This window comes from Streptomyces lincolnensis (genome assembly GCF_021173675.1).
Taxonomy (GTDB): Bacteria; Actinomycetota; Actinomycetes; order Streptomycetales; family Streptomycetaceae; genus Streptomyces; species Streptomyces lincolnensis_B.
Genome location: NZ_JAIHON010000006.1, coordinates 695,642 through 719,278 on the forward strand (window position 1 = coordinate 695,642; position 23,637 = coordinate 719,278).

Annotated in this window: 24 protein-coding genes; 14 read left to right on the plus strand and 10 right to left on the minus strand. The window is 69.4% G+C overall.

The window, feature by feature from the left end:
* Positions 1–18: 18 nt before the first annotated feature.
* From K4B79_RS20830 to K4B79_RS20850, 5 genes are read right to left on the minus strand one after another with little or no spacing between them, the layout of a single operon-like run.
* Positions 19–645 carry a hypothetical protein gene (locus K4B79_RS20830; RefSeq protein WP_232028301.1) on the minus strand — a complete coding sequence of 209 codons (627 nt, stop codon included), beginning with the start codon at positions 643–645 and terminating at the stop codon, positions 19–21.
* Positions 642–1,907: a hypothetical protein gene (locus K4B79_RS20835; protein WP_232028302.1), complete on the minus strand. Its 1,266-nt coding sequence runs from the start codon at positions 1,905–1,907 to the stop codon at positions 642–644. Before K4B79_RS20835 ends, K4B79_RS20830 begins: the two co-directional genes overlap by 4 nt.
* Entirely contained in the window at positions 1,904–2,683 is a 780-nt protein-coding gene (locus K4B79_RS20840; RefSeq protein ID WP_232028303.1) for an ATP-binding cassette domain-containing protein, read from the minus strand. Before K4B79_RS20840 ends, K4B79_RS20835 begins: the two co-directional genes overlap by 4 nt.
* 27 nt (positions 2,684–2,710) lie before the next feature.
* Entirely contained in the window at positions 2,711–3,121 is a 411-nt protein-coding gene (locus K4B79_RS20845; RefSeq protein WP_232028304.1) for a hypothetical protein, read from the minus strand.
* Positions 3,122–3,131: 10 nt separating this feature from the next.
* On the minus strand, positions 3,132–3,527 hold the full coding sequence (locus K4B79_RS20850; RefSeq protein ID WP_232028305.1) for a hypothetical protein: 396 nt from the start codon (positions 3,525–3,527) through the stop codon (positions 3,132–3,134).
* Positions 3,528–3,905: 378 nt separating this feature from the next.
* On the opposite strand from K4B79_RS20850, the gene K4B79_RS20855 reads away from it, so the two are divergent.
* Positions 3,906–4,949: a helix-turn-helix transcriptional regulator gene (locus tag K4B79_RS20855; protein WP_232028361.1), complete on the plus strand. Its 1,044-nt coding sequence runs from the start codon at positions 3,906–3,908 to the stop codon at positions 4,947–4,949.
* Here K4B79_RS20855 and K4B79_RS20860 read toward each other — a convergent pair.
* Genes K4B79_RS20860 through K4B79_RS20870 form a run of 3 tightly spaced genes read right to left on the minus strand, consistent with a single transcriptional unit; the run spans position 4,912 to position 7,959 of the window.
* Positions 4,912–5,898: a helix-turn-helix transcriptional regulator gene (locus K4B79_RS20860; protein WP_232028306.1), complete on the minus strand. Its 987-nt coding sequence runs from the start codon at positions 5,896–5,898 to the stop codon at positions 4,912–4,914. The two genes, K4B79_RS20855 and K4B79_RS20860, sit on opposite strands and share 38 nt — an antisense overlap.
* Positions 5,899–5,927: 29 nt before the next feature.
* Positions 5,928–6,920 carry a helix-turn-helix transcriptional regulator gene (locus K4B79_RS20865; RefSeq protein ID WP_232028307.1) on the minus strand — a complete coding sequence of 331 codons (993 nt, stop codon included), beginning with the start codon at positions 6,918–6,920 and terminating at the stop codon, positions 5,928–5,930.
* A gap of 28 nt (positions 6,921–6,948) precedes the next feature.
* Positions 6,949–7,959, minus strand: a complete 1,011-nt coding sequence (locus K4B79_RS20870) for a helix-turn-helix transcriptional regulator (protein WP_232028308.1) — start codon at positions 7,957–7,959, stop codon at positions 6,949–6,951.
* 104 nt (positions 7,960–8,063) lie between these two features.
* Between K4B79_RS20870 and K4B79_RS20875 the strand changes: the two genes are divergently transcribed.
* Entirely contained in the window at positions 8,064–8,255 is a 192-nt protein-coding gene (locus K4B79_RS20875) for a hypothetical protein (RefSeq protein WP_232028309.1), read from the plus strand.
* Between the two features lie 4 nt (positions 8,256–8,259).
* Positions 8,260–8,592, plus strand: coding sequence for a hypothetical protein (locus tag K4B79_RS20880; protein WP_232028310.1), 333 nt, complete (start codon positions 8,260–8,262; stop codon positions 8,590–8,592).
* 251 nt (positions 8,593–8,843) lie between these two features.
* Here K4B79_RS20880 and K4B79_RS20885 read toward each other — a convergent pair whose 3' ends face one another.
* Entirely contained in the window at positions 8,844–9,257 is a 414-nt protein-coding gene (locus K4B79_RS20885; protein WP_232028311.1) for a pyridoxamine 5'-phosphate oxidase family protein, read from the minus strand.
* A 146-nt stretch (positions 9,258–9,403) separates the two neighbouring features.
* Between K4B79_RS20885 and clpB the strand changes: the two genes are divergently transcribed.
* The 3 genes from clpB (at position 9,404) to K4B79_RS20900 (ending at position 13,558) form a co-directional block, all read left to right on the plus strand.
* Entirely contained in the window at positions 9,404–12,001 is a 2,598-nt protein-coding gene (gene clpB / locus K4B79_RS20890) for an ATP-dependent chaperone ClpB (protein WP_232028312.1), read from the plus strand.
* Between the two features lie 358 nt (positions 12,002–12,359).
* On the plus strand, positions 12,360–12,887 hold the full coding sequence (locus K4B79_RS20895; protein WP_232028313.1) for a hypothetical protein: 528 nt from the start codon (positions 12,360–12,362) through the stop codon (positions 12,885–12,887).
* A 134-nt stretch (positions 12,888–13,021) separates the two neighbouring features.
* Positions 13,022–13,558, plus strand: coding sequence for a YbjN domain-containing protein (locus tag K4B79_RS20900; protein ID WP_067437049.1), 537 nt, complete (start codon positions 13,022–13,024; stop codon positions 13,556–13,558).
* A gap of 146 nt (positions 13,559–13,704) precedes the next feature.
* On the opposite strand, the gene K4B79_RS20905 is transcribed toward K4B79_RS20900, so the two are convergent.
* Positions 13,705–14,907, minus strand: a complete 1,203-nt coding sequence (locus K4B79_RS20905) for a pyridoxal phosphate-dependent aminotransferase (RefSeq protein ID WP_232028314.1) — start codon at positions 14,905–14,907, stop codon at positions 13,705–13,707.
* Between the two features lie 190 nt (positions 14,908–15,097).
* Here K4B79_RS20905 and K4B79_RS20910 point away from each other — a divergent pair, with 190 nt between their 5' ends.
* The 8 genes from K4B79_RS20910 (at position 15,098) to K4B79_RS20945 (ending at position 23,397) form a co-directional block, all read left to right on the plus strand.
* The gene (locus K4B79_RS20910; protein ID WP_232028315.1) at positions 15,098–15,385 is read left to right on the plus strand and encodes a hypothetical protein; all 288 of its coding nucleotides are present in this window, start codon (positions 15,098–15,100) and stop codon (positions 15,383–15,385) included.
* A 536-nt stretch (positions 15,386–15,921) separates the two neighbouring features.
* Positions 15,922–16,479 carry a DUF2617 family protein gene (locus K4B79_RS20915; RefSeq protein WP_232028316.1) on the plus strand — a complete coding sequence of 186 codons (558 nt, stop codon included), beginning with the start codon at positions 15,922–15,924 and terminating at the stop codon, positions 16,477–16,479.
* Positions 16,480–16,639: 160 nt separating this feature from the next.
* Positions 16,640–18,241, plus strand: coding sequence for a polyamine aminopropyltransferase (locus K4B79_RS20920; RefSeq protein WP_232028317.1), 1,602 nt, complete (start codon positions 16,640–16,642; stop codon positions 18,239–18,241).
* 187 nt (positions 18,242–18,428) lie between these two features.
* The gene (locus tag K4B79_RS20925; protein WP_232028318.1) at positions 18,429–19,229 is read left to right on the plus strand and encodes an SRPBCC domain-containing protein; all 801 of its coding nucleotides are present in this window, start codon (positions 18,429–18,431) and stop codon (positions 19,227–19,229) included.
* Between the two features lie 73 nt (positions 19,230–19,302).
* A complete protein-coding gene (locus K4B79_RS20930; protein ID WP_232028319.1) occupies positions 19,303–20,088 on the plus strand; it encodes an aldose epimerase family protein in 786 nt (261 codons plus the stop codon).
* Between the two features lie 19 nt (positions 20,089–20,107).
* The gene (gene pyrE / locus K4B79_RS20935) at positions 20,108–20,656 is read left to right on the plus strand and encodes an orotate phosphoribosyltransferase (protein ID WP_232028320.1); all 549 of its coding nucleotides are present in this window, start codon (positions 20,108–20,110) and stop codon (positions 20,654–20,656) included.
* Positions 20,657–20,812: 156 nt separating this feature from the next.
* Positions 20,813–21,844 carry a class II fructose-bisphosphate aldolase gene (gene fbaA / locus K4B79_RS20940; RefSeq protein ID WP_232028321.1) on the plus strand — a complete coding sequence of 344 codons (1,032 nt, stop codon included), beginning with the start codon at positions 20,813–20,815 and terminating at the stop codon, positions 21,842–21,844.
* Between the two features lie 86 nt (positions 21,845–21,930).
* Entirely contained in the window at positions 21,931–23,397 is a 1,467-nt protein-coding gene (locus K4B79_RS20945) for an MFS transporter (protein WP_232028322.1), read from the plus strand.
* The last annotated feature ends 240 nt before the right edge of the window (positions 23,398–23,637 follow it).

A 23,637-nucleotide genomic window follows, 5' to 3' on the forward strand; every position in this document is an offset into this window, starting at 1 on the left:
GGCTGAGGTCTGCCGACATCATTCCCCTGCGTCTGTCTCCCGCTCGCGTGTTCCCTGTGCGATGACGACCCCTGCACCCACCGCGAACAACGTGAGAGCTACGAGAGCCGCGGTGACGTTGCCGTCGGCGGTCAGTGGCCATACGAGCGCGGCGCCACGGGACTGTCCGCTGGAACTGGCCAAGGTCAGCGCGGCGATCGCCATGCTGATCGGCGCGATCCACGCTAGCCGACCGCCGATGATGCGGCTGGCGATCAGTCCCAGTCCTGTGAATCCGACGACGTTGCGGACTGCAGCAATGTCCCCGGGCGAGTTGGGAAGTGTCGGTTGGGCGATTGCCGCCCATGCCACGGCCCACAGGACCATCCCGAGGAGCAGTGCGGCGCGGGGGACCCACAAGTTTCTGCAGGCCAACTGCTCCTGTCCGAACAAGCCACTGCGGGCAGAGGCCGCGATCAGACTTCCCGACATGGCCGGCGCGAGTGTGGCATAGGGGACTCCCGCGCCGCTTCCGACGCTGAGATCGATGAGGTTTTCGCCGGCCAGCAGTGAGACGGCACTCACCGCAGCGATGACGGCGAGAGACGTTCCGACGCTACGTGCCCGGAGAAAGGACAGGTAGCTGCGTGAGGCGAGGCGGGTCACGAAACTGTGTCAAAACTCTGGGAGGACAGTCCGCACGTTCTGAAGTCGTTGACGTGCTGGCCGAACCACTCGCGTCGTTTCTCCTCGGTCGCGTTGCGGAATTTCTGCTCGGCGTCCCGGAAACGGGAAGGGAGTCGTATTTGAGTGTCGAGAAGCCAAGCGCTCACGACTTCTGTGTAGGCCCGTCCCTCGATGTCCTTCCTGCGACTGCAAGCTGCCTGATCGACCAAGTCTGTCACGAAGTAGTTGCGGGCGAGGTCCGTGTAGCCGGGTGCCTCGTCATCGAGTGTGACTCTGAGGGTTCCCTTGGGGAGGGGAGAGAAGTCCCCTGTGGCCCTCTGCTCCAAGCGGTCGAAGGCCAGCGGAGACGTACCGAAGCGTGCGGCCAGTTGGTGAAATGCGTTGCTCACGGGTTGAGCCGAGTTCTTGAATGCGGGGTGCACGCAGACCGTTGGACTTTGGCCCTTGCATACGGGTTTAGGGCGCGCGAACCCACCGGCGAAGACGTGTCCGTCATAGGACTGCATTATCAGGCCGAAACAGAGGGCCAGCGCCAAGCTGGTGCCGCCCGCCGCAAGGTAGATCTTCCTGGGCATGCTGGAGATAGCGCATAGTGCAGCGAGAAGGATCAGGACACATGCGAGCCAGGCGCCTTGCGCGAGGAAGATGTTGGGCTGCCACTCGACGAAGACGCTGGGACGCTCGCTTGTGACCGGTGCGAGAAGGTAGAACCAGGAACCCGGGTAGTCCAGGTTGAGCACGATGTACAGGTAGGCGACCAGCGCGACGACTGGTGCGACGACAGTTCGGGGGATGAGCCAACCGGCCAAGTATCCGAAGGCTGCGTGGACTGCTGCGCCCATGCAGGCCGAGAAGAGGGCGCTCGCTGAAATACTGCCGTATCCGCCGACGTAGATCGTCTGAATCGCGAGTGCCGCGTAGACGAAGAGCACGGCTCCGACGGTCCACGTAACGGCAGAGGCCAGCTGGATGACCGGCACGAGACCGTTTCGTTCATCGGAGAGTATTCGGAGATACGCGAGGCGCCGCTGCCGCTCGCGTTGCGAGATCCAGCAGGAGATGCCGGCGGCGACGGGGCCGAGAAGTTGTATGCCGCTGAGGATCGCCAGGGAGTTGGCGTCCCAGGTGTTGACTCCGGGGATAAGCGAGCGCCATGCGGCCATTCCGCAAAGGAAGATGAGGATCGGAAGGGCGTAGAGCATTGGGCTGCGTCGAACCTCGGTGAAGAACGCGCTTTTCACGACGGATCGCCCTCTCCCATCAGGGCTGCATAGCCGCGTTCGAGGGGGGACTGTCCTTCGCCTGTCACGTCGCCCAATTGCGCAAGTTCCTCGGTGTCGCCGCTGAACATGACCGCTCCATCTTGAATCACCAGAACGTCCTTGCAGGTGGCGGCGATGTCCTCGATGAGGTGGGTGCTCAGGAGGACAGTGCTCGTCTCTCCCAATCCCTTTAGCACGTTGCGGAAGTCAAGGCGCTGCCGTGGGTCCAGCCCGACGGTCGGCTCGTCGAGAATGAGGACCTCAGGGGAGTTGACGAGGGCGGAGGCGATACCGGCTCGTCGGATCATCCCGCCGGACAGACGTCCCATCGGCTGGTCAGCCTTCTCGGTCAGCGAGACGTGGTCGATGGCGTCACTGACTGCTTGATCCATCCGGGCGGATGGTATTCCTTTGAGCCACCCTGCGTATCCTACGAATTCCTTCACTGTGAATTTCGGGATGTATCCGAACGATTGCGGAAGGAACGAGCTGCGTCGGCGTATCTCCTTCCGCTCCTGACGACGGGTGGGGTTCAGGCCAATGATGGACATCTCCCCACCCGCCGGCTGCATCAGGGTAGCCACGGTGGAAAGTAGCGTGGTCTTTCCTGCACCGTTCGGTCCGACGATCCCGGTGACCCCTTTACTGCGCACCGCCAGGTCTAAATTTCTCAGCACAACCTTGCGGCCGTATCGCTGGACCAAGCCTTTCGCCGAAACTGCAGGTTCCACTACTCTCCAACTACCCTTCTGCATGGTGGTCCGATTTACGCCCCTGTGTTACTAGCAGGCGCGAATGTCCCGTGGAGCCGAGTCGTGGTAATCACTTCCCGTAGTCCAGAAGGTCCTTCCGTAGTACCCCCTGGTGTTGCCGTTGTCGCAGGTGGCCACGTATCCGTGCCAGTTCGTCCTGCCGGACACAGTCCTCGAAGCCACAAGCGGGTCCGGCGAAAATGCCTTGTCCCACTTCACTTCGGCTCGGAAGTAGCGAAGTGCCGTGATGTCGCACGAGCCGAAGCCTTCACCGTAGACCCGGCCGTTGTCCGTGAGGCCTACCGTTGTCTTGGTTGCTTCGCAGCCGGCCGGGTCCGCCGCCGCGACGGTTGCGGCCGCGATGCTCAGGCCGAACGATGCGACAGACAGCGCCACGACGCTGGCTATCTTTCGTGTGCCTCTCATGAACTTCTCCTTCACGGGTTCCGGACTAGCATCCGACGGTCAGGTCACGGTGAGCTGAGTCGTGATAGTCCGAGCCGGATGTGAAGAAGCCGCGGGAGTAGTACTTGCGCGTGTTCTGGTTGTCGCAGGTGCGGTGACCTGCGTCGTACAGTTTGTAGTCATGGTCGGTGTAGCTCGACGTGAGTGGATCCGGGGCGAAGTTCTTGTCCCACTTTATTTCGCCACGGTAGTATCTGCTTTTGCTGACGCTGCAGAACGCCGAAATTCCGGCGGAAAGTCTCGCGTCGCTCGACAGTGTGATTGTTGGCGTGGTACCGGTGCAGTCGGCTGGATCTGCTACCGCTTGCGGCGCCGTGAAAATGCTGGCGCCCAAGGCCGTGCTGGCGACAAGTAGCCAGCCTGCCTTCCGCTTTACTCCCATTCTGGGAGTCTCCTTTCGTGGGAGTGATCAGTCCTGCTTCAGGTGTCGCCAACTCGGTAATTCCCGAGCGGGTGACGCGGGGCAGTGCGCCCTCAATGAACAATGCCGTGGTATGTGCACGTGGAGGTAGCCTCATCATGTTGCATATGTCTGATGTGCAGGGGGGATGAAAGGTGCAAAGATTTATATATGGGTATATTTATTGCGCATAAAGTCGGGTGACCGGTCAGGGAGACCCAGACCGTGTTGCGGAGGCAAGCCCCTCCGCGCATAGTTGCGCTGCGGAAGCTAAGTCATGGGCCGTTGCCCATGAACGCGCTGCGCAGAGCGCGGCACTGCAGGATCTGGTGCAGCAAGGACGGCAGCCAGGGGTGGGAGATGGGCGGGAGGGGGAGGGACGAGCACCCTCACGGTGCCGACCGGCTGTGCGCGGCCGGGGACCGGGTGTACTCCCGGGCCGTACGCCGCGGACGCGTACCGCGCGGTGAGGCGGAACAGGTGCCCTGTCTACTGGAGTTGGCCCTGCTCCACCCCGACCCCGACGACATGGACTGGCTGGTGCCCACAGCACCGCAGGAGGTCATGACCCGGCTGCTGCGCGGGGTGTACGACGAGGTCAGCGCCAGCCAGCGCCGGGTGGGCTCGGCGGTGGCGGCCTTCGAGTGGTACGCCGGTCTCGGCGGCCGGAGCCCGCTCGCGGCCGTCGGGGAGGGCTCCGCGATCCGGGTCCTGGACGGGCTCTCCCGCATCCAGGCCGCGATGGACGAGGCGACCGAGGCGTGCACCACGGAGGTCCTCACCGTCCAGCCCGGCGGGATCCGCCCCGAGGACGAACTCACCGAGGGGCTGCACCGGGCGCTCGCGCTGCGCGGCCGTGGCGTTCGCATGCGCGATCTCTACACCCACGTGGCCCGGCACGGCCAGGGCCTGCTCAACTACCTGGAGCTGATGGGCGGCACGGTGCAGGCCCGCACTCTGGACGAGGTCATCGACCGGCTCATCCTCTTCGACCGCACGGTCGCCTTCATACCGGCCAACGCCGACCGCACCCTCGCGCTGGAGCTGCGTCACCCGGCGCTGGTCGAGTACCTGGTCACCGTCTTCGAGCGGCTGTGGCGCCTCGCGATCCCGGTGACCGCCCCGCTCCCCGACACCGGCATCGAGGGCATCTCCCACCGCGAGCAGTCCATCGCCGCGCTGCTGGCCGAGGGGCACCAGGACGCGGTCATCGCGGAACGGCTCGGCATAAGCGTCCGCACCTGCCGTGCCCACATCGCCCGCCTGTCGGAGACCCTCGGCGCGTCGAGCCGCACGCAGCTGGGGGTGCGGATCGCCCAAGTGGGACTGGTCGGACCGCCACGCCCGGCCGACGGCAGCCGCCCCCTCAGTCTTCCTGGTTCAGGATCCCCGACTGCGCGATGAGGTAGCCGAGTTGGGCCCGGCTCTCGCTGCCGAGGGTCGCCGCGAGTTTGGCGACGTGCACGCGGGCGGTGCGGATGTTCATCCCGAGCCGCTCGGCTATCGCGGCGTCAGTGTGGCCTTCGATGAGGAGGGTGGCGATGGCGTGCTGGCGAGGGGTGATGCCGTTGAGGGTGGGGCGCTGGACTGCCTGGGGGTACATGGGGGTGGCGAGGCGCCAGAGGCGGTCGAACGCCGTGGCCAGGAAGCCGACCATGGCGGGGTGGCGGACCTCCAGGGCGACTGAGCGGTCCTTGCTGGCCGGGATGAAGGCGACTCTGCGGTCGGTGACGAGGAGCCGGTCGGTTACCTCGTCCAGGGTGCGGGCCTCCACGTCTCCGCGCAGTTGTTCGTAGCGGGCGACGATGGAGGGCGCGTTGCGCAGGGTGTGCTGGTAGAGGGTGCGCATGCGGCCACCGCGGTCGAGGAAGTCCTGGTCGCGGAGCAGGGCTTCGCGATGGCGGTCGGAGGATTTACGGATGTGCGTGGGGTGGGGCTGGATGGTGAGCACTTCTTCGGATGCCTCGGACACAGCCTCGGTGATGGCATTGTTGATCTGGTCGAACCCGCTCAGGACGTGGATACCCGGGGAGTCGTCGGTGCCGGTGAGCCGTGCGTCGATCCGCATGAGTGGTTCGAACGCTTCCGCCAGCCGGGCTTCGCGGCGGCGCTCCTCGGCGATACGGTCCCCCGTACCGCGCAGCATTCGGTGAAGGGCCGCCACAGGCGCGATCGGCTTCAACCTGCTCAGGTCCATGGCCGTGGGGTACAGCAGGCCGAAGTCGACCAGGCAGGGTGCCGTCTCGGCGTCGGCGCCGCTCACATGTCCCTCGCGCAGGGCGCGTTCGTACAACTGCATCCCTGCCGCGCACAGGTCTTCCGCGCAGTGCTCCGGATGTGGTGCCGAGGTCACTGTGCCCCCTCTCCTTGGGACCCTTGGTGTCAGCCTTCCTGGTTCAGGATCCCCGACTGCGCGATGAGGTAGCCGAGCTGGGCCCGGCTCTCGCTGCCGAGGGTCGCCGCGAGTTTGGCGACGTGCACGCGGGCGGTGCGGATGTTCATCCCGAGCCGCTCGGCTATCGCGGCGTCAGTGTGGCCCTCGATGAGGAGGGTGGCGATGGCTCGTTGGCGGGGGGTGATGCCGTTGAGGGTGGGGCGTTGGACAGCTTGGGGGTGCATGGGGGTGGCGAGGCGCCAGAGGCGGTCGAAGGCGGTGGCGAGAAAGCCGACCATGGCCGGGTGGCGGATTTCCAGGGCGAGCGAGCGGTCCTTGCTGGCGGGGATGAAGGCGACGGTGCGGTCGGTGACGATGAGACGGTCGGTCACCTCGTCGAGGGTGCGGGCCTCCACGTCTCCGCGCAGTTGTTCGTAGCGGGCGGCGATGGACGGTGCGTTGCGCAGGGTGTGCTGGTAGAGGGTGCGGATACGGCCGCCTCGGTCGAGAAAGTCCTGGTCGCGGGCGAGTGCTTCGGTATGGATGGCGGGGAGCACGTGGGCGAGCCGGTGCCCGGTGTGCGGCTGGATGGTGAGAACCTCGCTGGAGCTCTCGGCCATTGCCTGGCCGATGGCCTGCCCGATGCGGTCGTAGCCGCTGAGCACACTGACCATGGGGGCGCCCTCGGTGCCCGAACGCCGGCCGCCGATCCGCATGAGCGGTTCGAACACCTCCGCGAGACGGGCCTCGCGTCGCCGCTCGTCGGCGATCCGCTCGCCGCTGTCGCGCAGCATCTGCTGGAGGGCGACGACGGGGGTGAGCGGTTCCAGCCTGGTCACATCCGTGATCGCGGGATACAGCAGGCCGAGGTCGAGCAGGCAGGGTGCCGTCTCGGCGTCGGAACTGGTCACATGCCCCTCGCGCAGAGCATGTTCGTACAGCTGTATCCCTGCCGCGCACAGGTCTTCCGCGCCGTGTTCCGGGTGTGGTGCCGGGGTCACTGTGCCCCTCCCCTTGGGACCTTTGGTGTCAGTCTTCCTGGTTCAGGATCCCGGACTGCGCGATGAGGTAGCCGAGCTGGGCCCGGCTTCCGCTGCCCAGCGCCGTGGCGAGCTTGGCTATATGGGCGCGGCAGGTGCGCACGTTCATGCCCAGGCGGCGGGCTATGGCTTCGTCGACATGGCCCTCGACCAGGAGCTTGGCGATGGAGTGCTGGATCTCGGTGATGCCGTCGGGAGCGGTCTCGTAGGGGGCGCCCGCGGTGAGCTGGACGGCCCGGCCCCACATGAACTCGAACACCCTGATCAGATAGCGAACGAGCCCGGGGTGCCGGATCTCCATGGCCACCTGCTGGTCGTCCCGTATCGGGATGAAGGCGACGGTCTCGTCGCAGATGATGAGGCGCTCGACCAGTTCGTCGATGGTGCGGTACTCCACCTTGCCGGCGGAGAGCTGCTCCACGTAGGCCAGCCGCTCGGCGTCGTAGCGGACCGTGTGTTGGTACAGGGTCCGGATGCGGACCCCGCGCTCGATCAGAGGCCTGTCCCGCTCCAGGCCCTGGACGATGCTGCGCTCGGAGAAGCGGTTGGTCGGCTGGATGGTGAGCATCTCGCTCTGGCACTGGCCCGTGGCCAAGTTGAGGGCCGCGTTGATGCGGTCACCGCCCTCCAGGACCGAGATCGAGTGGGCGGACGCCGTCAGCTGGGTGCCCAGGGTCATGAACGGCTCAAAAGCTTCGGACAGTTCGATTGACCGGCGCCTGCGTTCGGCTATCTCCCGTTCGATGGGATCAAGCCGTTGGGTCAACGCGAGCGCCGGGGGGATGGGGCGCAACCAGTCGGGATCGTCCGGATCGGGGAGCAGTAGATCCAGTTCTGCCAGACAGGGAGCCGCTTCCGCGTCCGCACGGGATATGCGTCCCTTGCGTAGAGCCTCCGCGTAAAGTCGGCCACCTTCCTCACACAGTTCGGTTACCGCATGGGGATGTGTCACCTTCACCCGATTCGCCACTAAATCTCCACCCCCCAGGGTCCTGAACATGCAGGAACATGATGCACCGATTGTGTGGCCATGACGTGCCTGAATGAGCCATCGTCGTACTCGACGGGGGAAGAGGGGACCTTCAAGTGAGGACGAAGCCGACTATGAGTAAGAGATTGCTTCGCTCGGTACTTGTCGCCGCCTTCTCCACCGTTGTTGCCATCGGAACGCTGAGTGGCATCTCTGGTACGAAGGGCGACGTCGAGGCGGACAGCAAGTGGCCGGCGGTGGTCGTTTCCACCGTGGACGGCGGGAGCGACGCGGCGGTCGGCACCGACGACAGCGCCGGGAGCTGACGACGTGACCACTCCACCCGACGACCGCTCCTTCCGCCGCGAAATGGCAACCGCCTACCGCTCCGGCTGGCACTTCATCGACCTGGTCACCGCGATCCCCCACGCCGGTGACTCACTGATGGTGACGGTCTTCGGAGAGCCGGTCGTCGTGACGCGGGACGAGGACGAGGACGTACGGGCCTACCGGTGCCTGCGGCGGCCGCGCGGGGCGCCCCAGCCCGTGCGGTGTGCCATCCGGTACGGAATGATCTTTGTGAATCTGGACCAGCGTGACCATCGCCTGGTGGAGCCGGACGCCCCGGCCCCCCGGACCATAGCCACCCCCCGCAGTGCCTGACGCGATTCCCCCGTCGTAACAGATCGCTCAGGTGCTTCCCCCCGCAGCGGCGTCACCGTGACCTGAACACGGTGACGCCGCTGCAGTTTGTGGGAAATATGCGGACATCGGCACCGCCGGGCCGTACCGGGTCGTGGCTCAAAGCAATCGATCATGGTTCGGTTTTACCGACCGCTCGTGCTTTTTCCGGTGCCCGCGCGGGGTGCGCGCGTTCTCGGCCACCTTGTCCCATCCTGCACCGGGTCGTCGGCTCAGCCGTTCCCCATGGCCCGCGTCAGTTCGATCTCGATCACCACGCGGTCCGGGTTCGGCGAGGGTGTGCGCTCGTAGCGCTCGGCGTAGCGCCGCACCGCCTCCGCCACCCGCTCCGGTTCGGTGCGGACGAAGGCGCGGCCCTCCAGGGTCGCCCAGCGCCGCCCCGCCACCTGGCAGACCGCCACCCGTGCGCCCTCGGGGCCGGCGGCCAACACATTGGCCACCTTCGTACTGGATTTGTTGGCGATCACCCGAGCCGTCCGGGCCCGAGGGTCGTATGTCACCCCGACGGGCACCACGTGCGGACTGCCGTCCGGGCGTGGTGTCGTCAGCGTGCACAGGTGCCGTTCCCGCCAGAAGCTGAGATACGGCGCGTCGGGGGCACCCGGATCCTGGGAGTGTCTGCTCATGGCCCGGAACCTAGCTTCCCCCGGCCTCCCGGACTCCGCCTTGAGTGGAATAGACTCAACTTTGTGTACGTTGACCGAGTCAGCACTGGGAGTTGCGGCAGACCGCTGACGGAGACGTGACGGAGACGTAGGAGGAGAACGCGAACGTGGACGCCGAGCTGACCAACCGGAGCCGGGACGCCATCAACGCGGCCGGGAATCGGGCCGTGTCCGAGGGGCACCCGGACCTCACCCCCGCCCATCTGCTCCTGGCGCTGCTCCAGGGCCAGGACAACGAGAACATCGTGGACCTGCTGGCCGCCGTCGACGCCGACCAGGCGGCCGTGCGCGCCAGCGCCGAGAAGGCCCTCGCCGCGCTGCCCAGCGTGACCGGGTCCACCGTCGCGCCCCCGCAGCCCAACCGCGAACTGCTCGCCGTGATCGCCGACGCGCAGGCCCGCGCCCAGGACCTCGGCGACGAATACCTCTCCACCGAGCACCTGCTCCTCGGGATCGCCGCGAAGGGCGGCCCGGCCGGGGACGTACTCTCCGGGCAGGGGGCCACCGCCAAGAAGCTTCAGGAGGCCTTCCAGCGAGCGAGGGGAGGACGCCGGGTGACCACAGCCGATCCGGAGGGCCAGTACAAGGCCCTGGAGAAGTTCGGGACCGACTTCACGGCCGCCGCACGGGAGGGCAAGCTCGACCCGGTCATCGGGCGGGACCAGGAGATCCGCCGGGTCGTCCAGGTGCTGTCCCGTCGTACGAAGAACAACCCCGTCCTCATCGGCGAGCCGGGCGTGGGCAAGACCGCCGTGGTCGAGGGGCTGGCGCAACGGATCGTGAAGGGCGACGTGCCCGAGTCCCTCAAGGACAAGCGGCTCGTCGCGCTCGACCTCGGGGCCATGGTCGCCGGCGCCAAGTACCGGGGCGAGTTCGAGGAGCGGCTGAAGACGGTCCTCGCGGAGATCAAGGACTCCGACGGGCAGATCATCACCTTCATCGACGAGCTGCACACCGTCGTGGGCGCGGGCGCCGGCGGGGACTCCGCCATGGACGCCGGGAACATGCTCAAGCCCATGCTCGCGCGCGGCGAGCTGCGCATGGTGGGCGCGACCACGCTGGACGAGTACCGGGAGCGGATCGAGAAGGACCCCGCCCTGGAGCGCCGTTTCCAGCAGGTGCTGGTCGCGGAGCCGACCGTCGAGGACACCATCGCGATCCTGCGCGGCCTCAAGGGGCGCTACGAGGCGCACCACAAGGTCGTGATCGCGGACAGCGCGCTCGTCGCGGCCGCCACGCTCTCCGACCGGTACATCACCTCCCGCTTCCTGCCCGACAAGGCCATCGACCTGGTCGACGAGGCGGCCTCCCGCCTCCGTATGGAGATCGACTCCTCGCCCGTGGAGATCGACGAACTCCAGCGTGCCGTCGACCGGTTGAAGATGGAGGAGCTGGCGCTGGAGAAGGAGACCGACCCGGCTTCCCGCGAGCGCCTGGAACGACTGCGCCGCGACCTCGCCGACAAGGAGGAGGAGCTGCGCGGCCTGACCGCCCGCTGGGAGAAGGAGAAGCAGTCCCTCAACCGCGTGGGCGAACTGAAGGAGAAGCTGGACGAGTTGCGCGGCCAGGCCGAACGGGCCCAGCGCGACGGCGACTTCGACACCGCCTCCAAGCTGCTCTACGGCGAGATCCCCACCCTGGAACGGGACCTGGAGGCCGCCTCGCAGGCCGAGGAGGAGGCCGCCAAGGACACCATGGTCAAGGAGGAGGTCGGCCCCGACGACATCGCCGACACGGTCGCCGCCTGGACCGGTATCCCCGCGGGGCGCCTCCTGGAGGGCGAGACGCAGAAACTCCTGCGCATGGAGGAGGAGTTGGGCAAGCGGCTCATCGGTCAGAGCGAGGCCGTGCAGGCCGTCTCGGACGCCGTACGGCGGACCCGGGCCGGGATCGCGGACCCCGACCGCCCGACCGGCTCCTTCCTCTTCCTGGGCCCGACGGGCGTCGGCAAGACCGAACTGGCCAAGGCGCTGGCCGACTTCCTCTTCGACGACGAGCGGGCGATGGTCCGCATCGACATGTCGGAGTACGGCGAGAAGCACAGCGTCGCCCGGCTCGTCGGCGCGCCCCCCGGCTACATCGGCTACGAGGAGGGCGGCCAGCTGACCGAGGCGGTGCGCAGGCGGCCGTACAGCGTGGTGCTCCTGGACGAGGTGGAGAAGGCGCACCCGGAGGTCTTCGACATCCTGCTCCAGGTGCTGGACGACGGCCGCCTGACGGACGGTCAGGGCCGCACGGTGGACTTCCGCAACGCGATCCTGGTGCTGACGTCCAACCTGGGCAGCCAGTTCCTGGTGGACCCGATCACCAGTGAGCAGGAGAAGAAGGAACAGGTCCTGGAGGTGGTCCGCACCGCCTTCAAGCCGGAGTTCCTCAACCGCCTGGACGACCTGGTCGTCTTCTCCGCGCTGACCAAGGACGAGCTGGCCCGGATCGCCCGGCTCCAGATCGACCGGCTCGCCAAGCGGCTGGCCGAGCGGCGCCTCACGCTGGAGATCAGCGAGGAGGCCCTGACCTGGCTCGCCGACGAGGGCAACGACCCGGCCTACGGCGCCCGCCCGCTGCGCCGGCTCGTCCAGACCGCCATCGGCGACCGCCTCGCCAAGGAGATCCTCTCCGGCGAGGTCAAGGACGGCGACACGGTCCGCGTGGACGCCTTCGGCGACGGCCTGATCGTGGGACCGGCGACCGGCAAGACGCTCTGACGGGGGCGGAATCCTCCGTCTTCCTCAGTCCGCGGGTGATCGTTTTCGGCCAACCACACGAGTCACTCGCACACCTTCCGGCCCTCCGCTTCACGGAAACTTCATAGATCGCGGAGCGGGCGGCAAGGCCCGGGAAGCGTGAGCCGCCGTTCCGGTTCGGGACGGCGGTTCCCGGCCACGGCCATAAATCCTCTGTGGGCATGTCCATGCGGTGCTTACAGTGACCGGGCGTCTTGAGGCGGACCTGATCACTCCGGCCCGGGCGCGTGCTTCACGGGGGAACGTCCACGCACATCACCTTGCGCCGCCGCGCGCCCCCGCATGCCTGTTGCGACACTTCAGCAGAGAAGGAATGTGCATGCGCAAGCTCCTGACCGCAGCCGGTCTCGCGTCGTCCGCCGTCGCCCTGGGCGTCCTGATGGCCTCCCCGGCGGCCGCCTGGTCCGCGACGTCCCAGTTCGACGTCACCTTCCCCGGCGCGAAGCCGAAGACGACGTACATCGTCGACAACAACGGCGCGGCCAACCTCGACCAGGGCGGCTTCCAGGCCAAGTCGGTCGTCTACTGGAAGCTGGCCGTCGACCAGATCGGCGACCACTCGACCCGCTTCACCAGCTTCAAGATCACGACGCGTTCCGAGGCGCGGCTCGGCCCGAACGAGCCGGACGAGGTCATCACCAAGAAGACCTGCGACCTGACCGCGAAGGTCAACGACAACCCCTTCTGGTCCTACGACACCGCGTCGAACACCTGCGTCGCCCCGTCCCAGGTCTACGACGGCGAGCTGTACTGGTCCGCGGACGCCACGATCGTCTACGACATCGTGGGCGACGACAAGGGAGCCATCACCCAGGAGCTCCAGGGCACCGCGCTGGTCCACGGCTGACCCGGCCGGGTACGACCGGTCGGGTATGAGGGGCCAGATCCTGTCAGCCCTGGGCTGACAGGATCTGTCGGGGCTTGCCACCCCCCTCCCCGGATGGGGGAGGATGGCGGGATCCGTACGAAGGGAAATTCACGGTGACCATCGACCCGTCCTCGATTCCGAACTTCGGGGGCCAGCCCGAGCCGCAGCCCCAAGGACCGGCGGGCCCCGTCGTCCCGGATCAGGATCTTGTGAAGCAGCTCCTCGACCAGATGGAGCTGAAGTATGTCGTCGACGACGAGGGTGACCTCGCGGCGCCGTGGGAGCAGTTCCGTACGTACTTCATGTTCCGTGGTGAGGGAGACCAGCAGGTCTTCTCGGTGCGCACGTTCTACGACCGCCCCCACAAGATCGACGAGAAGCCGCTGCTGCTGGAGTCCATCGACGACTGGAACCGGCGGACCCTGTGGCCCAAGGTCTACAGCCACACCCATGACGACGGCACCGTCCGCCTGATCGGCGAGGCGCAGATGCTGATCGGCACCGGCGTCAGCCTGGAGCACTTCGTCTCCTCCACCGTCAGCTGGGTGCGCGCCGCCATCGAGTTCGACAAGTGGCTCGTCGAGCAGCTCGGCCTCGAGCAGGAGGTCAACGACGCGGAGAAGCCCGAGGACTCCGGCGACGAGGAGTAGGCCCGCGGACGCACGAGAGCCCGGCCAGGGCACCGGCCATCACGGTCGGGTGCCGGGGCCGGGCTCTCGCGCGTCCGGCGTTCGAGCGGCGCGGGCGAGGGCGCTCGGGCGAGGGTGTTCCGGCGGGGGCGTCCGGGCGGGTGCGCTCAGGCGAGTGCCTTGAGACGCTTGACCGCTTCCTCCAGCACCTCGGTCCGCTTGCAGAAGGCGAACCGTACGAAGGGGGCGCCGGCGTCGCGGTGGTCGTAGAAGACCGCGTTGGGGATCGCGACCACACCGGCCCGCTCCGGCAGGGCGCGGCAGAAGGCGAAGCCGTCGCCCTCCTGGGAGAGGGCGGTGCCGAGGGGGCGGATGTCGGTGGTGACGAAGTACGTGCCGGCGGGGCGGAAGACCTTGAAGCCCGCTTCGGCGAGACCGGTCGCGAGCAGGTCGCGCTTGGCGAGCATGTCGTCGCGGAACGCGGTGAAGTAGCTGTCGGGGAGAGCGAGCGCTTCGGCGACCGCGTACTGGAACGGTCCCGAGGAGACGTAGGTCAGGAACTGCTTCGCCGAGCGGACCGCCGCGACCAGTTCCGGGGCCGCCGTCACCCAGCCGACCTTCCAGCCGGTGAAGGAGAAGGTCTTGCCGGCGGAACCGATGGTCACCGTCCGCTCGCGCATCCCCGGGAAGCCGGCGAGGGGCAGGTGCTCGGCCTCGCCGAAGACCAGGTGCTCGTAGACCTCGTCCGTGACGACGAGCAGGTCCCGCTCGACGGCGAGCTCGGCGATCGCGGTCAGTTCCTCGCGGGTGAGGACGGTGCCCGTCGGGTTGTGCGGCGTGTTGACCAGCAGCAGGCGGGTGCGGTCGGTGACGGCGGCGCGCAGCTCGTCGAGGTCCAGGCGGAAGGAGTCCTCGTGCGGGCGCAGGGTCACCGGGACCCGCTTGCCGCCCGCCATGGCGATGCAGGCCGCGTAGGAGTCGTAGTACGGCTCCAGGGCGACGACCTCGTCGCCGGGCTCCAGCAGGGCGAGCAGCGAGGCGGCGATGGCCTCCGTGGCCCCCGCCGTGACCAGGACCTCGGTGTCCGGGTCGAAGGACAGGCCGTAGCGGCGCTGCTGGTGCGCGCTGATCGCGGTGCGCAGCTCGGGGATGCCGGGGCCGGGCGGGTACTGGTTGCCGTGGCCCGCGCGCAGCGCGCGGACGGCGGCCTCCCTGACCTCCTCGGGGCCGTCCGTGTCGGGAAAGCCCTGGCCCAGGTTGATCGCGCCGGTCCGCACGGCCAGGGCGGACATCTCGGCGAAGATCGTCGTCCCGAACTCGGCGAGACGGCGATTGAGGTGGGGACGTGTGCTGGAGGTCATGCCGGTCATCCTGCGCCCAAGCTCCGGGCTTCCTCAACTCGCCGTGCGTCCCGCCCCGCGCCGCCCCGGTACTCACAGCTCAGAAGTTCCTCAACTCTGCTTTGGGCCGTGAGCGGGCCGGGCATCCCCCGTTCACGCAGCTGGTGAGGCGCCCACGGGGGGCCGCTTCGGGGGAGCTGCACGAAAGGAGGGTGACGTCATGCCCATGGCAATCGGCATCATCCTGCTGGTCCTGTTCATGGCTCTGCTCGTGCTGGGAATCGTGGGTTCCGGGCGCCGGCAGCGGTCCCAGCGGTACGCGCGGTCGCACAGCCGCGGCAGCCACAACGGCAGCGGAAGCAGCGACAGCCACAACAGCTGGTGGGCCGGCGGCGGCGACAGCGGCGGCGGCTCGTCCTGCGGCTCCTCGGGCCACTCCTGCGGGGGCGGCTCGTCGTCCTGCGGAGGGGGAGGTGGCGGCGGGGGCGGATGCGGGGGAGGCAGCTGACACGGGGCAGCTGAGCTCCCGGAAGGGGGAACCGCATCCGGAACGGGGGACGGGGGACGGGGGACGGGGGAGCGGGGGGAACGGGGGAGCGGGGGCGTGGTCAACGGATCTGGAGCCGGGTGTGGACCCGGGACCGGACCGGTGACCACGCCCCCGCCATATGCCGCGCGGGTGAGCGCGCTCATCGGTTCATACGCCCGCCGGCAACGGCTTGTGACGACCCCGGCACCGCTCCGGCGCACGCTCCGGCCGCCCCGGCGCACGCCATGGTTGAACAGTTGAGCTGTGGAGCCCTCTGAGGGATGGAAACCCCACGAAGTTGGGTAAAAACGCTGTGGTGGCGCCACTGTTCATGATTCCCTCTAAATCACCAACGCGGCCCCTCGGACGTCCCACCGACGCCCTCCCTGACCCTTGAGGGTGCCGGTGACGCCTCCGACTGGGCCGACCGGGCCGAACTCCCCGGTGCCGACCGGGGTGCGCCGGATCCACCACTCCCTTCCTCCCTTTTCTTTGCGTGCTTGCGGAGCCGACCCATGCTCACGACCCTGAACACCGCTTACACCGACACGCGCGCGGCCGACCTCGCCTGGGCCCTGGGGCGCGAGCCGCTGCCCGCCCTCGCCACGCTCGACCTCGAACTGACATGTGCCAAGCTTCAGTTGAGACTGCTCGGCGCGTCCCACCAGGTGCTCCTGGAGGAGGAACAGGGCAGTTGTTCGGAGACGGTGGCCTGCATCCCGGGTAGCAGCACACCGCTGCCGCTGGGTGTGGCCAAGCGGGTCGGCGACTGGGAGTACGAGTTCGCCGCCCGTGTCGAGGTCCTCTCCCCGGGCCAGTTCGCGGGCCGCGCCCAGGAGTTGCTGGCCCTGGTCTCCGACCATCCCCACGGCCTGGCCGGCGTCTTCCCCGGCAGCCCGCACGCCTTCACCGCGATGCTCGCCCAGCGTCACGAGGGCCAGGTCCACTGGCGCACCTGGCACGCGTACCCGCAGGACGGCCAACTGGTGGCCACCCGGTCCCGGGTGGGCGTACGGACAGCGGCGGCACGCCACCTCCCGCGGCCGGTGTCCCTCAGCCCGTCCGGGGTGTGAGGGGCGTGCGCGGTGTGAGGGCCGTTCCGGGTGGGAGGTCCGTCCCGGATGTGAGAGCCGTCCCGGGTGTGAGGGGGTTAAACGCGGGGTGCCCAACTGACCGACAGTTCCACACGTGTGGGTGACGAAGCGTGCCGTCGCAGTGACGTAACGTCGCAGCGTGATCGAACCGCACGCGCCCGCCCCACCCGGCACCACGCCGCCCTGGGCGGGCCCCGCGCGGCTGCCCGTCGGCCCCGGCACGGGCCGGTTCCTCGTCCTCGCCTGCGTCTTCGTCTGCGCCGCCTGCGGACTGGTGTACGAACTCGAACTGGTCGCCCTGGCCACGTACTTGATCGGCGACTCGGTCACCCAGGCCTCCGTCGTGCTGTCGGTCATGGTCTTCGCGATGGGCATCGGCTCGCTCGCCGCGAAACGGCTGCGGTGGCGGGCGGCGGCCGCCTTCGGCGCGCTGGAGGCGGCCCTGGCCCTCGTCGGCGGCTGCAGCGCGATGACCCTGTACGCCGTCTTCGCGTGGACCGGCGCCTGGGGCGGGGTGTGGGAGAGCGCCCCGCGCTGCCTCCTGGTCGCCTTCTCCCTCGCCATCGGCCTGCTCATCGGCGCCGAGGTCCCGCTGCTGATGGAGCTCATCCAGCGCATCCGGCGACAGGACGCGGGCGGTGCGGTGGCCGACCTGTTCGCCGCGGACTACGTCGGCGCGCTGGTCGGCGGCCTGGCGTTCCCCTTCCTCCTGCTGCCCTGGCTCGGCCAGCTGACCGGTGCGCTGCTCACCGGCACGGTCAACGTGATGGCCGGCGGCGCCCTCGTCCTCGGCCTGTTCCGCGGCGACCTCACCCGCCGCGCCCGCCGCCTGCTGCTCCTCGCCAACGTCACCGTCCTGGCCCTCCTCGCCACGGCCGCCGTCCTCGTCGACGACTTCGAACGGGCCGCGCGGCACGCGGTGTACGGCGAGGACGTACGGGTGGCGGTCCAGAGCGAGGTCCAGGAGATCGTCCTCACCGGTGGCACCGACGGCCGCTCCCTCGACCTCTTCCTCGACGGCCGGCTCCGGGTCAGCGGACGCGACGAGCACCGCTACCACGAGGCCCTGGTCCACCCCGCGATGAACGGCCCCCACGCGCGCGTGCTCATCCTCGGCGGCGGCGACGGCCTCGCCGCGCGCGAGGTCCTGCGCCACCCGGGCGTCGACCACGTCGACATCGTCGAACTCGACGAGGAGGTCGTCCGGCTCGCCCGCAGCGACCCGGCCCTCGCCGCGCTGAACGGCCATGTCTACGGCGACGCGCGCGTCCACGTGACCACGGCGGACGCCTTCGGCGCACTGCGCCGGATGCCGTCGGCGACGTACGACGTGGTCGTCGCCGACCTGCCCGACCCGGGCATCACCGCGAGCACGAAGCTGTACTCGCGGGAGTTCTACGGGCTGGTCCGACGGGTCCTGACCGACCACGGGCGGATCCTCGTGCACGCCGGGCCCGTCGCCTCCCGCCCACGGGTCTTCTGGACCGTGGACGCCACCATGCGCGCCGCCGGGCTCCACACCGTCCCCTTCCGCGTCGGCGGCCGCGCCTCCGCCTTCGCGGCGGGCCCCGACCGCACGACGGGCGCGTCCCGGGCCGCCCACGACTGGGGCTTCGTCCTCGCGTCCCCCGCCCCCTGCCCCGCCCTGCACCAGGCACGCCTGACGGCCGACGCGCGGGCGGCGGCGCGGACGCGGGTGGTGGGGGTGCCGGTGTCGACGCTGGCGCATCCGCGGTATTGAGGGTGGTGCGGACGGCAGCTTTCAACGCCGGTCCAGGCACCCTCAGCCTGTCCGGCGATTGAGGACGAGGCCCCTTCAGGGCCGACAGCGGGGGTCTGGGGGCGGCAGCCCCCAGCCACCCAGACGCGCGGTCACTTTGCACCAACGGGGGGTGCACGACCGCCCCCACTGGGTAGGCTCCGTCGACATGGAGCATGAGGTGTTCGTTCCGGTTCCGGCCGAGCGGCTCAGGGAGGCGCTGGCCGACCCCGCACAGGTCGCCCGGGCGGTCCCCGGGCTCCAACAGGACGTCGGCGCCGAGCCCGTCACCGGGCGGCTCAAGGTCCGCGTCGGCAGTCACTCGATCACCTACCGCGGCTCGGTACGGGTCTCCGGGCAGGACGACGGGTCGTACGCCGTCGAAGGGGACGCCGTGGAGGCGCGCGGCACCGGGGTCGTGAAGCTGGCGCTCACGCTGCGGCTGCGGGACGCGGAGGGCGGGACCGCGCTCACGTTCGAGGGGACGGCCTCCGCGGACGGACGGGTCACCGAGCTGCCGGCGGACGCGGTCGCGTCGGCCGCGAGCCGCCTGCTGACCCGTTTCGCGGAGCATCTGGGGGCGGGGGCGGGAGCGCAGGTCGAGGCTACGGAAACCGAGGCCGCGCCGGAAACCGAGGCTGCGGCGGAGGCCGAACCCGAGCCGGTCGCGCCGGACCCCGACCCCGCCCCCGTCTTCGACGCCGAGGCGCCCCCGGCCCCGCTCGAAGACCTCACCGAAGACTTCACCGCCTCCGCCGGACCCGCCGCGGAGGCCGCGCACGCGCGGCGGACGATGATCGGGCGCAGCGCGGAGGAGGTCGACCACGCACCCCCGAGGGGGCGGTACGCGCCCGTGCCCGCGCCGCAGACGTCCGTCCCGAACCAGACACTGCGGTGGGCGGCGCCCGCCGCGGCGGTGGTGCTGGCGTCGGCGATCGTGGTGGGACGCGCGCTGCGTCGGCGGCGCTGAGTCCCCCGCCCCGCCGTGCCGTCCCAACCCCCGCCCCCCACCACCCCTTTGATCGCCGCAGTAGGGTCGTCCCGTGAGTGACGACATCGTGCTGACCGCGGGTGACGCGGAAGTGATCGTGCAGCCGGGGAACGGCGGGCGGATCGGCGGGCTTCGGGTCGGGGGGACGCAGCTGCTGCGGCAGGGGGAGCGGTTCGGCTGCTTCCCGATGGTGCCGTGGTGCGGGCGGATCCGGGAGGGACGGTTCCGGGACGGGACCACCGTGCGCCAGATGCCGCTGAACTCGCCGCCGCACGCCATCCACGGCACCGCCCGGGACGGCGCCTGGCGCACGGCCCGGGTGACGGCGGACGAGGCGGTGATCACGTACGACCTGGTCGAGCCGTGGCCCCACCCCGGCCGGGTCACGCAGGTCGTCGCGCTCACCGGGGACACGCTGACGCTCACCATGGCCGTGGAGACGTACGACTCCTCCTTCCCGGCCCAGATCGGCTGGCACCCCTGGTTCAACCGGACCGTCGAGGGGGCCGACGTAGAACTCGACTTCTCGCCCGCCTGGCAGGAGGAGCGCGGGGAGGACCACCTGCCCACCGGCAACCGGCTCGACCCGAAGCCGGGGCCCTGGGACGACTGCTTCGGAATGCCCGGCGGCGTCGACGTCACCCTCACCTGGCCGGAGCGGCTTGAGCTGAAGGTGGCCAGCCGCGAGGAGTGGGTCGTCGTCTACGACGAGCAGGAGGCCGCGGTGTGCGTGGAGCCGCAGACCGGGCCGCCGAACGGACTGAACACGCTGCCGCGCCTGGTCACGCCCCTGGAGCCGCTGGAGGCCACCACGACCTGGTCCTGGCGCCGTCTCTGAGCGCCTCTAAGCTGGCCGCATGACTGACGTCCGCGGCGCGCTGCTGCAACAGATCAAGGACAAGGCCGTGGTGCACGGCAAGGTGACCCTGTCGTCGGGTCTGGAGGCCGACTACTACGTCGACCTGCGCCGCATCACCCTCGACGGCGAGGCCGCCCCGCTCGTCGGTCAGGTGCTGCTCGACCTGACCGCGGAGCTGGACTTCGACGCGGTCGGTGGGCTCACCATGGGCGCCGACCCCGTCGCCGGCGCCATGCTGCACGCGGCCGCCGCGCGCGGGCAGCGCCTGGACGCCTTCGTCGTACGCAAGGCCGCCAAGGCGCACGGGCTGCAGCGGCGGGTCGAGGGCCCGGACATCGCCGGGCGGCGCGTGCTCGTCGTCGAGGACACCTCCACCACCGGCGGCTCCCCGCTCACCGCGGTCGAGGCCGTGCGCGAGGCCGGCGCCGAGGTCGTCGCCGTGGCGACGATCGTGGACCGGGCCACCGGCGCCGCCGAGAAGATCCAGCAGGGCGCGGGTGTGCCGTACCTGTTCGCCTTCTCGAAGGATGAACTGGGGCTGGACTGACGGACCACTTTGACCTGGACTTGACCGGCGCGTGGACCATCCGCGCATGTCTGGAAAGATGGGGACGACGATGACGTCGCATCCCCAGGTCTAGGTCAGGGCCGTAAGAAGAAGCCGTACGCAGTACGCCCACCCGCACATACAAGGAGCGGACACATGCCGATCGCAACCCCCGAGGTCTACAACGAGATGCTCGACCGGGCGAAGGCAGGCAAGTTCGCCTACCCGGCCATCAACGTGACCTCGACCCAGACCCTGCACGCTGCGCTGCGCGGCTTCGCGGAGGCCGAGAGCGACGGCATCATCCAGATCTCCACCGGTGGTGCCGAGTTCCTGGGCGGCCAGTACAGCAAGGAGATGGTCACGGGTTCCGTGGCCCTCGCCGAGTTCGCGCACATCGTCGCCGAGAAGTACCCGGTCACCGTCGCCCTGCACACCGACCACTGCCCGAAGGACAAGCTCGACGGGTACGTACGGCCGCTGCTCGCCGTCTCCGAGGAGCGCGTCAAGGCCGGCGGCAACCCGCTGTTCCAGTCCCACATGTGGGACGGTTCCGCCGAGACCCTCGCCGACAACCTCTCCATCGCCCAGGAGCTCCTGGAGCGCGCCCGCGCCGCCAGGATCATCCTCGAGGTCGAGATCACCCCGACCGGTGGCGAGGAGGACGGCGTCTCCCACGAGATCAACGACTCTCTGTACACCACGGTCGACGACGCCGTGCGTACGGTCGAGGCGCTCGGGCTCGGTGAGAAGGGGCGCTACCTGCTCGCCGCCTCCTTCGGCAACGTCCACGGTGTCTACAAGCCGGGCAACGTCGTCCTGCGGCCCGACCTGCTCAAGGAGCTGAACGACGGCGTCGCCGCCAAGTACGGCAAGCCGGCCGGGTCCCAGCCGTTCGACTTCGTCTTCCACGGCGGCTCCGGCTCCACCGAGGAGGAGATCCGCACCGCCCTGGAGAACGGCGTCGTCAAGATGAACATCGACACGGACACGCAGTACGCCTTCACGCGTCCCGTCGCCGACCACATGTTCAAGAACTACGACGGTGTCCTCAAGGTCGACGGCGAGGTCGGCTCCAAGAAGACCTACGACCCCCGCACCTGGGGCAAGCTGGCCGAGGCGTCGATGGCCGCGCGCGTCGTCGAGGCCACGCAGAACCTGCGGTCGGCGGGCACGAAGATCAAGTAGCCGTCACGTGTGTACGTCACGCGTGTAGTCGTTCTGTTTCGGGTGAGCCCGGTGCTACGGCACCGGGCTCGCTGTATACCTGGGGCATGTCCGATGTCCGGTTGGCCTCGTCGCGGGGCAAATGGATCCTGCTGACCACCATCCTCGGCTCCAGCATGGCGCTGCTGGACTCGACCGTCGTCAATGTCGCCCTGCCGCGGATCGGACGGGATCTCGACGCGGACCTGGCCGCTCTCCAGTGGACCGTCAACGCGTACATGCTCACGCTGGCCGGGCTGATCCTGCTCGGCGGGTCCCTGGGGGACCGGTACGGGCGCCGCAAGGTCTTCGTGGTGGGCGTGGTGTGGTTCGCGGTCGCCTCCCTGCTGTGCGGGCTCGCGCCGAACGCCGAGGTGCTGATCGCCGCGCGGGCCTTGCAGGGGGTGGGGGGCGCGCTGCTCACTCCCGGGTCGCTGGCGCTGATCCAGGCGTCCTTTCATCCCGACGATCGGGGGCGGGCCGTCGGGCTGTGGTCCGGGTTCGGCGGGGTCGGGGCGGCCGTCGGGCCGTTCGTGGGCGGCTGGCTGGTGGACGGGCCCGGCTGGCGGTGGGTGTTCCTGCTGAACGTGCCACTCGCGCTGGTGTGCGTGCCGGTCGCCCTGCGGCACGTTCCCGAGTCGGGGGACGGGCGGGCGCACACCCGCTTCGACGTCCTGGGCGCCGGGCTGGGGGCGGTGGCCCTCGCGCTGATCACGTACGCGCTGATCGAGGCCCGCGCGGGCACGGTGGCCGTCGCGCTCACGGCCGTCGCGGGGCTGGGCGCCGCCGTGGCCTTCGTGTACGTCGAGAAGCGGCAGGCCGATCCGATGATGCCGCCCGACATCTTCGCGTCCCGGCAGTTCACTGCGGTGAACCTGGTGACGCTGTGCGTGTATGCCGCTCTCGGTGGGTTCTTCTTCCTCGCCGCGCTCCAGTTGCAGGTCGTGGTCGGGTACTCCGCCCTCGGCGCCGGAGTGGCCCTGCTGCCGACGACCGTCCTGATGCTGCTGCTCTCCGCCCGCTCCGGCGAGCTGGGGGAGCGGATCGGACCGCGGATCCCGCTGACCGTGGGGCCGCTGCTGGCCGCCGCCGGGATGCTGCTGATGCTGCGGGTCGGGCCGGGCGCGTCGTACGTCGTGGACGTGCTGCCCGCGCTGCTGGTTCTGGGGCTCGGCCTGGTCACGCTGGTCGCGCCGCTGACCGCGACCGTGCTGGGCTCCGTGAGCACGGCTCGGGCGGGGCTGGCCAGCGGCATCAACAACGCGGCGGCCCGCGCGGCCGGCCTGATCGCGGTGGCCGCGCTGCCGTTGCTCACCGGGATGGGCGAGGAGGCGTACCGGTCGCCCACGGCCTTCGACGAGGCGTTCGGGCGGGCGATGGCGCTGTGCGCGGGTGTGCTGGTCGTGGGGGCCGTGGTGGCCTTCTTGACCGTACGGCGGCCTCCGGAGGACTGCCGGCGCCCCGAGTGCCGGACACACGGGAGCGTCCTGGCTCCGCCGCTGGAGGGCGAGCGGGCCCGGAAGCGGCTGTCGTAGCCCGGGGGTACCTGCGGCGCGCTGTGCGGGTCCGGTGGGGGTGCGCGTAGCGCCTACGGTCCGGTGGGTGGGTGGGTCGGGGCCGGGTCGGGGGGTGTCCGTCCTCGGTCCGGCGGAACTGTGGCTTTTAGCTGTGCTGCGTGTCGGACGCCGGCCGCTGCGGGCGGACACCCCCCGCCCCGTCCCCTCACCGCCGTGGGCGGCCACGACGCCCACGGCTGGGGTGCCTCATGTCGCCGG

Excerpts from the sequence above, each read along its gene's own strand:
- K4B79_RS20840 (WP_232028303.1), bottom strand. The coding sequence starts at position 2,683 with ATGCAGAAGGGTAGTTGGAGAGTAGTGGAACCTGCAGTTTCGGCGAAA.
- K4B79_RS20855 (WP_232028361.1), top strand. The coding sequence starts at position 3,906 with ATGGGCGGGAGGGGGAGGGACGAGCACCCTCACGGTGCCGACCGGCTG.
- K4B79_RS20915 (WP_232028316.1), top strand. The coding sequence starts at position 15,922 with ATGCTCACGACCCTGAACACCGCTTACACCGACACGCGCGCGGCCGAC.
- K4B79_RS20875 (WP_232028309.1), top strand. The coding sequence starts at position 8,064 with ATGAGTAAGAGATTGCTTCGCTCGGTACTTGTCGCCGCCTTCTCCACC.
- K4B79_RS20945 (WP_232028322.1), top strand. The coding sequence starts at position 21,931 with ATGTCCGATGTCCGGTTGGCCTCGTCGCGGGGCAAATGGATCCTGCTG.
- fbaA (WP_232028321.1), top strand. The coding sequence starts at position 20,813 with ATGCCGATCGCAACCCCCGAGGTCTACAACGAGATGCTCGACCGGGCG.
- K4B79_RS20850 (WP_232028305.1), bottom strand. The coding sequence starts at position 3,527 with ATGGGAGTAAAGCGGAAGGCAGGCTGGCTACTTGTCGCCAGCACGGCC.
- K4B79_RS20870 (WP_232028308.1), bottom strand. The coding sequence starts at position 7,959 with ATGTTCAGGACCCTGGGGGGTGGAGATTTAGTGGCGAATCGGGTGAAG.
- K4B79_RS20895 (WP_232028313.1), top strand. The coding sequence starts at position 12,360 with ATGCGCAAGCTCCTGACCGCAGCCGGTCTCGCGTCGTCCGCCGTCGCC.
- K4B79_RS20905 (WP_232028314.1), bottom strand. The coding sequence starts at position 14,907 with ATGACCGGCATGACCTCCAGCACACGTCCCCACCTCAATCGCCGTCTC.
- K4B79_RS20910 (WP_232028315.1), top strand. The coding sequence starts at position 15,098 with ATGCCCATGGCAATCGGCATCATCCTGCTGGTCCTGTTCATGGCTCTG.
- K4B79_RS20885 (WP_232028311.1), bottom strand. The coding sequence starts at position 9,257 with ATGAGCAGACACTCCCAGGATCCGGGTGCCCCCGACGCGCCGTATCTC.
- pyrE (WP_232028320.1), top strand. The coding sequence starts at position 20,108 with ATGACTGACGTCCGCGGCGCGCTGCTGCAACAGATCAAGGACAAGGCC.
- K4B79_RS20925 (WP_232028318.1), top strand. The coding sequence starts at position 18,429 with ATGGAGCATGAGGTGTTCGTTCCGGTTCCGGCCGAGCGGCTCAGGGAG.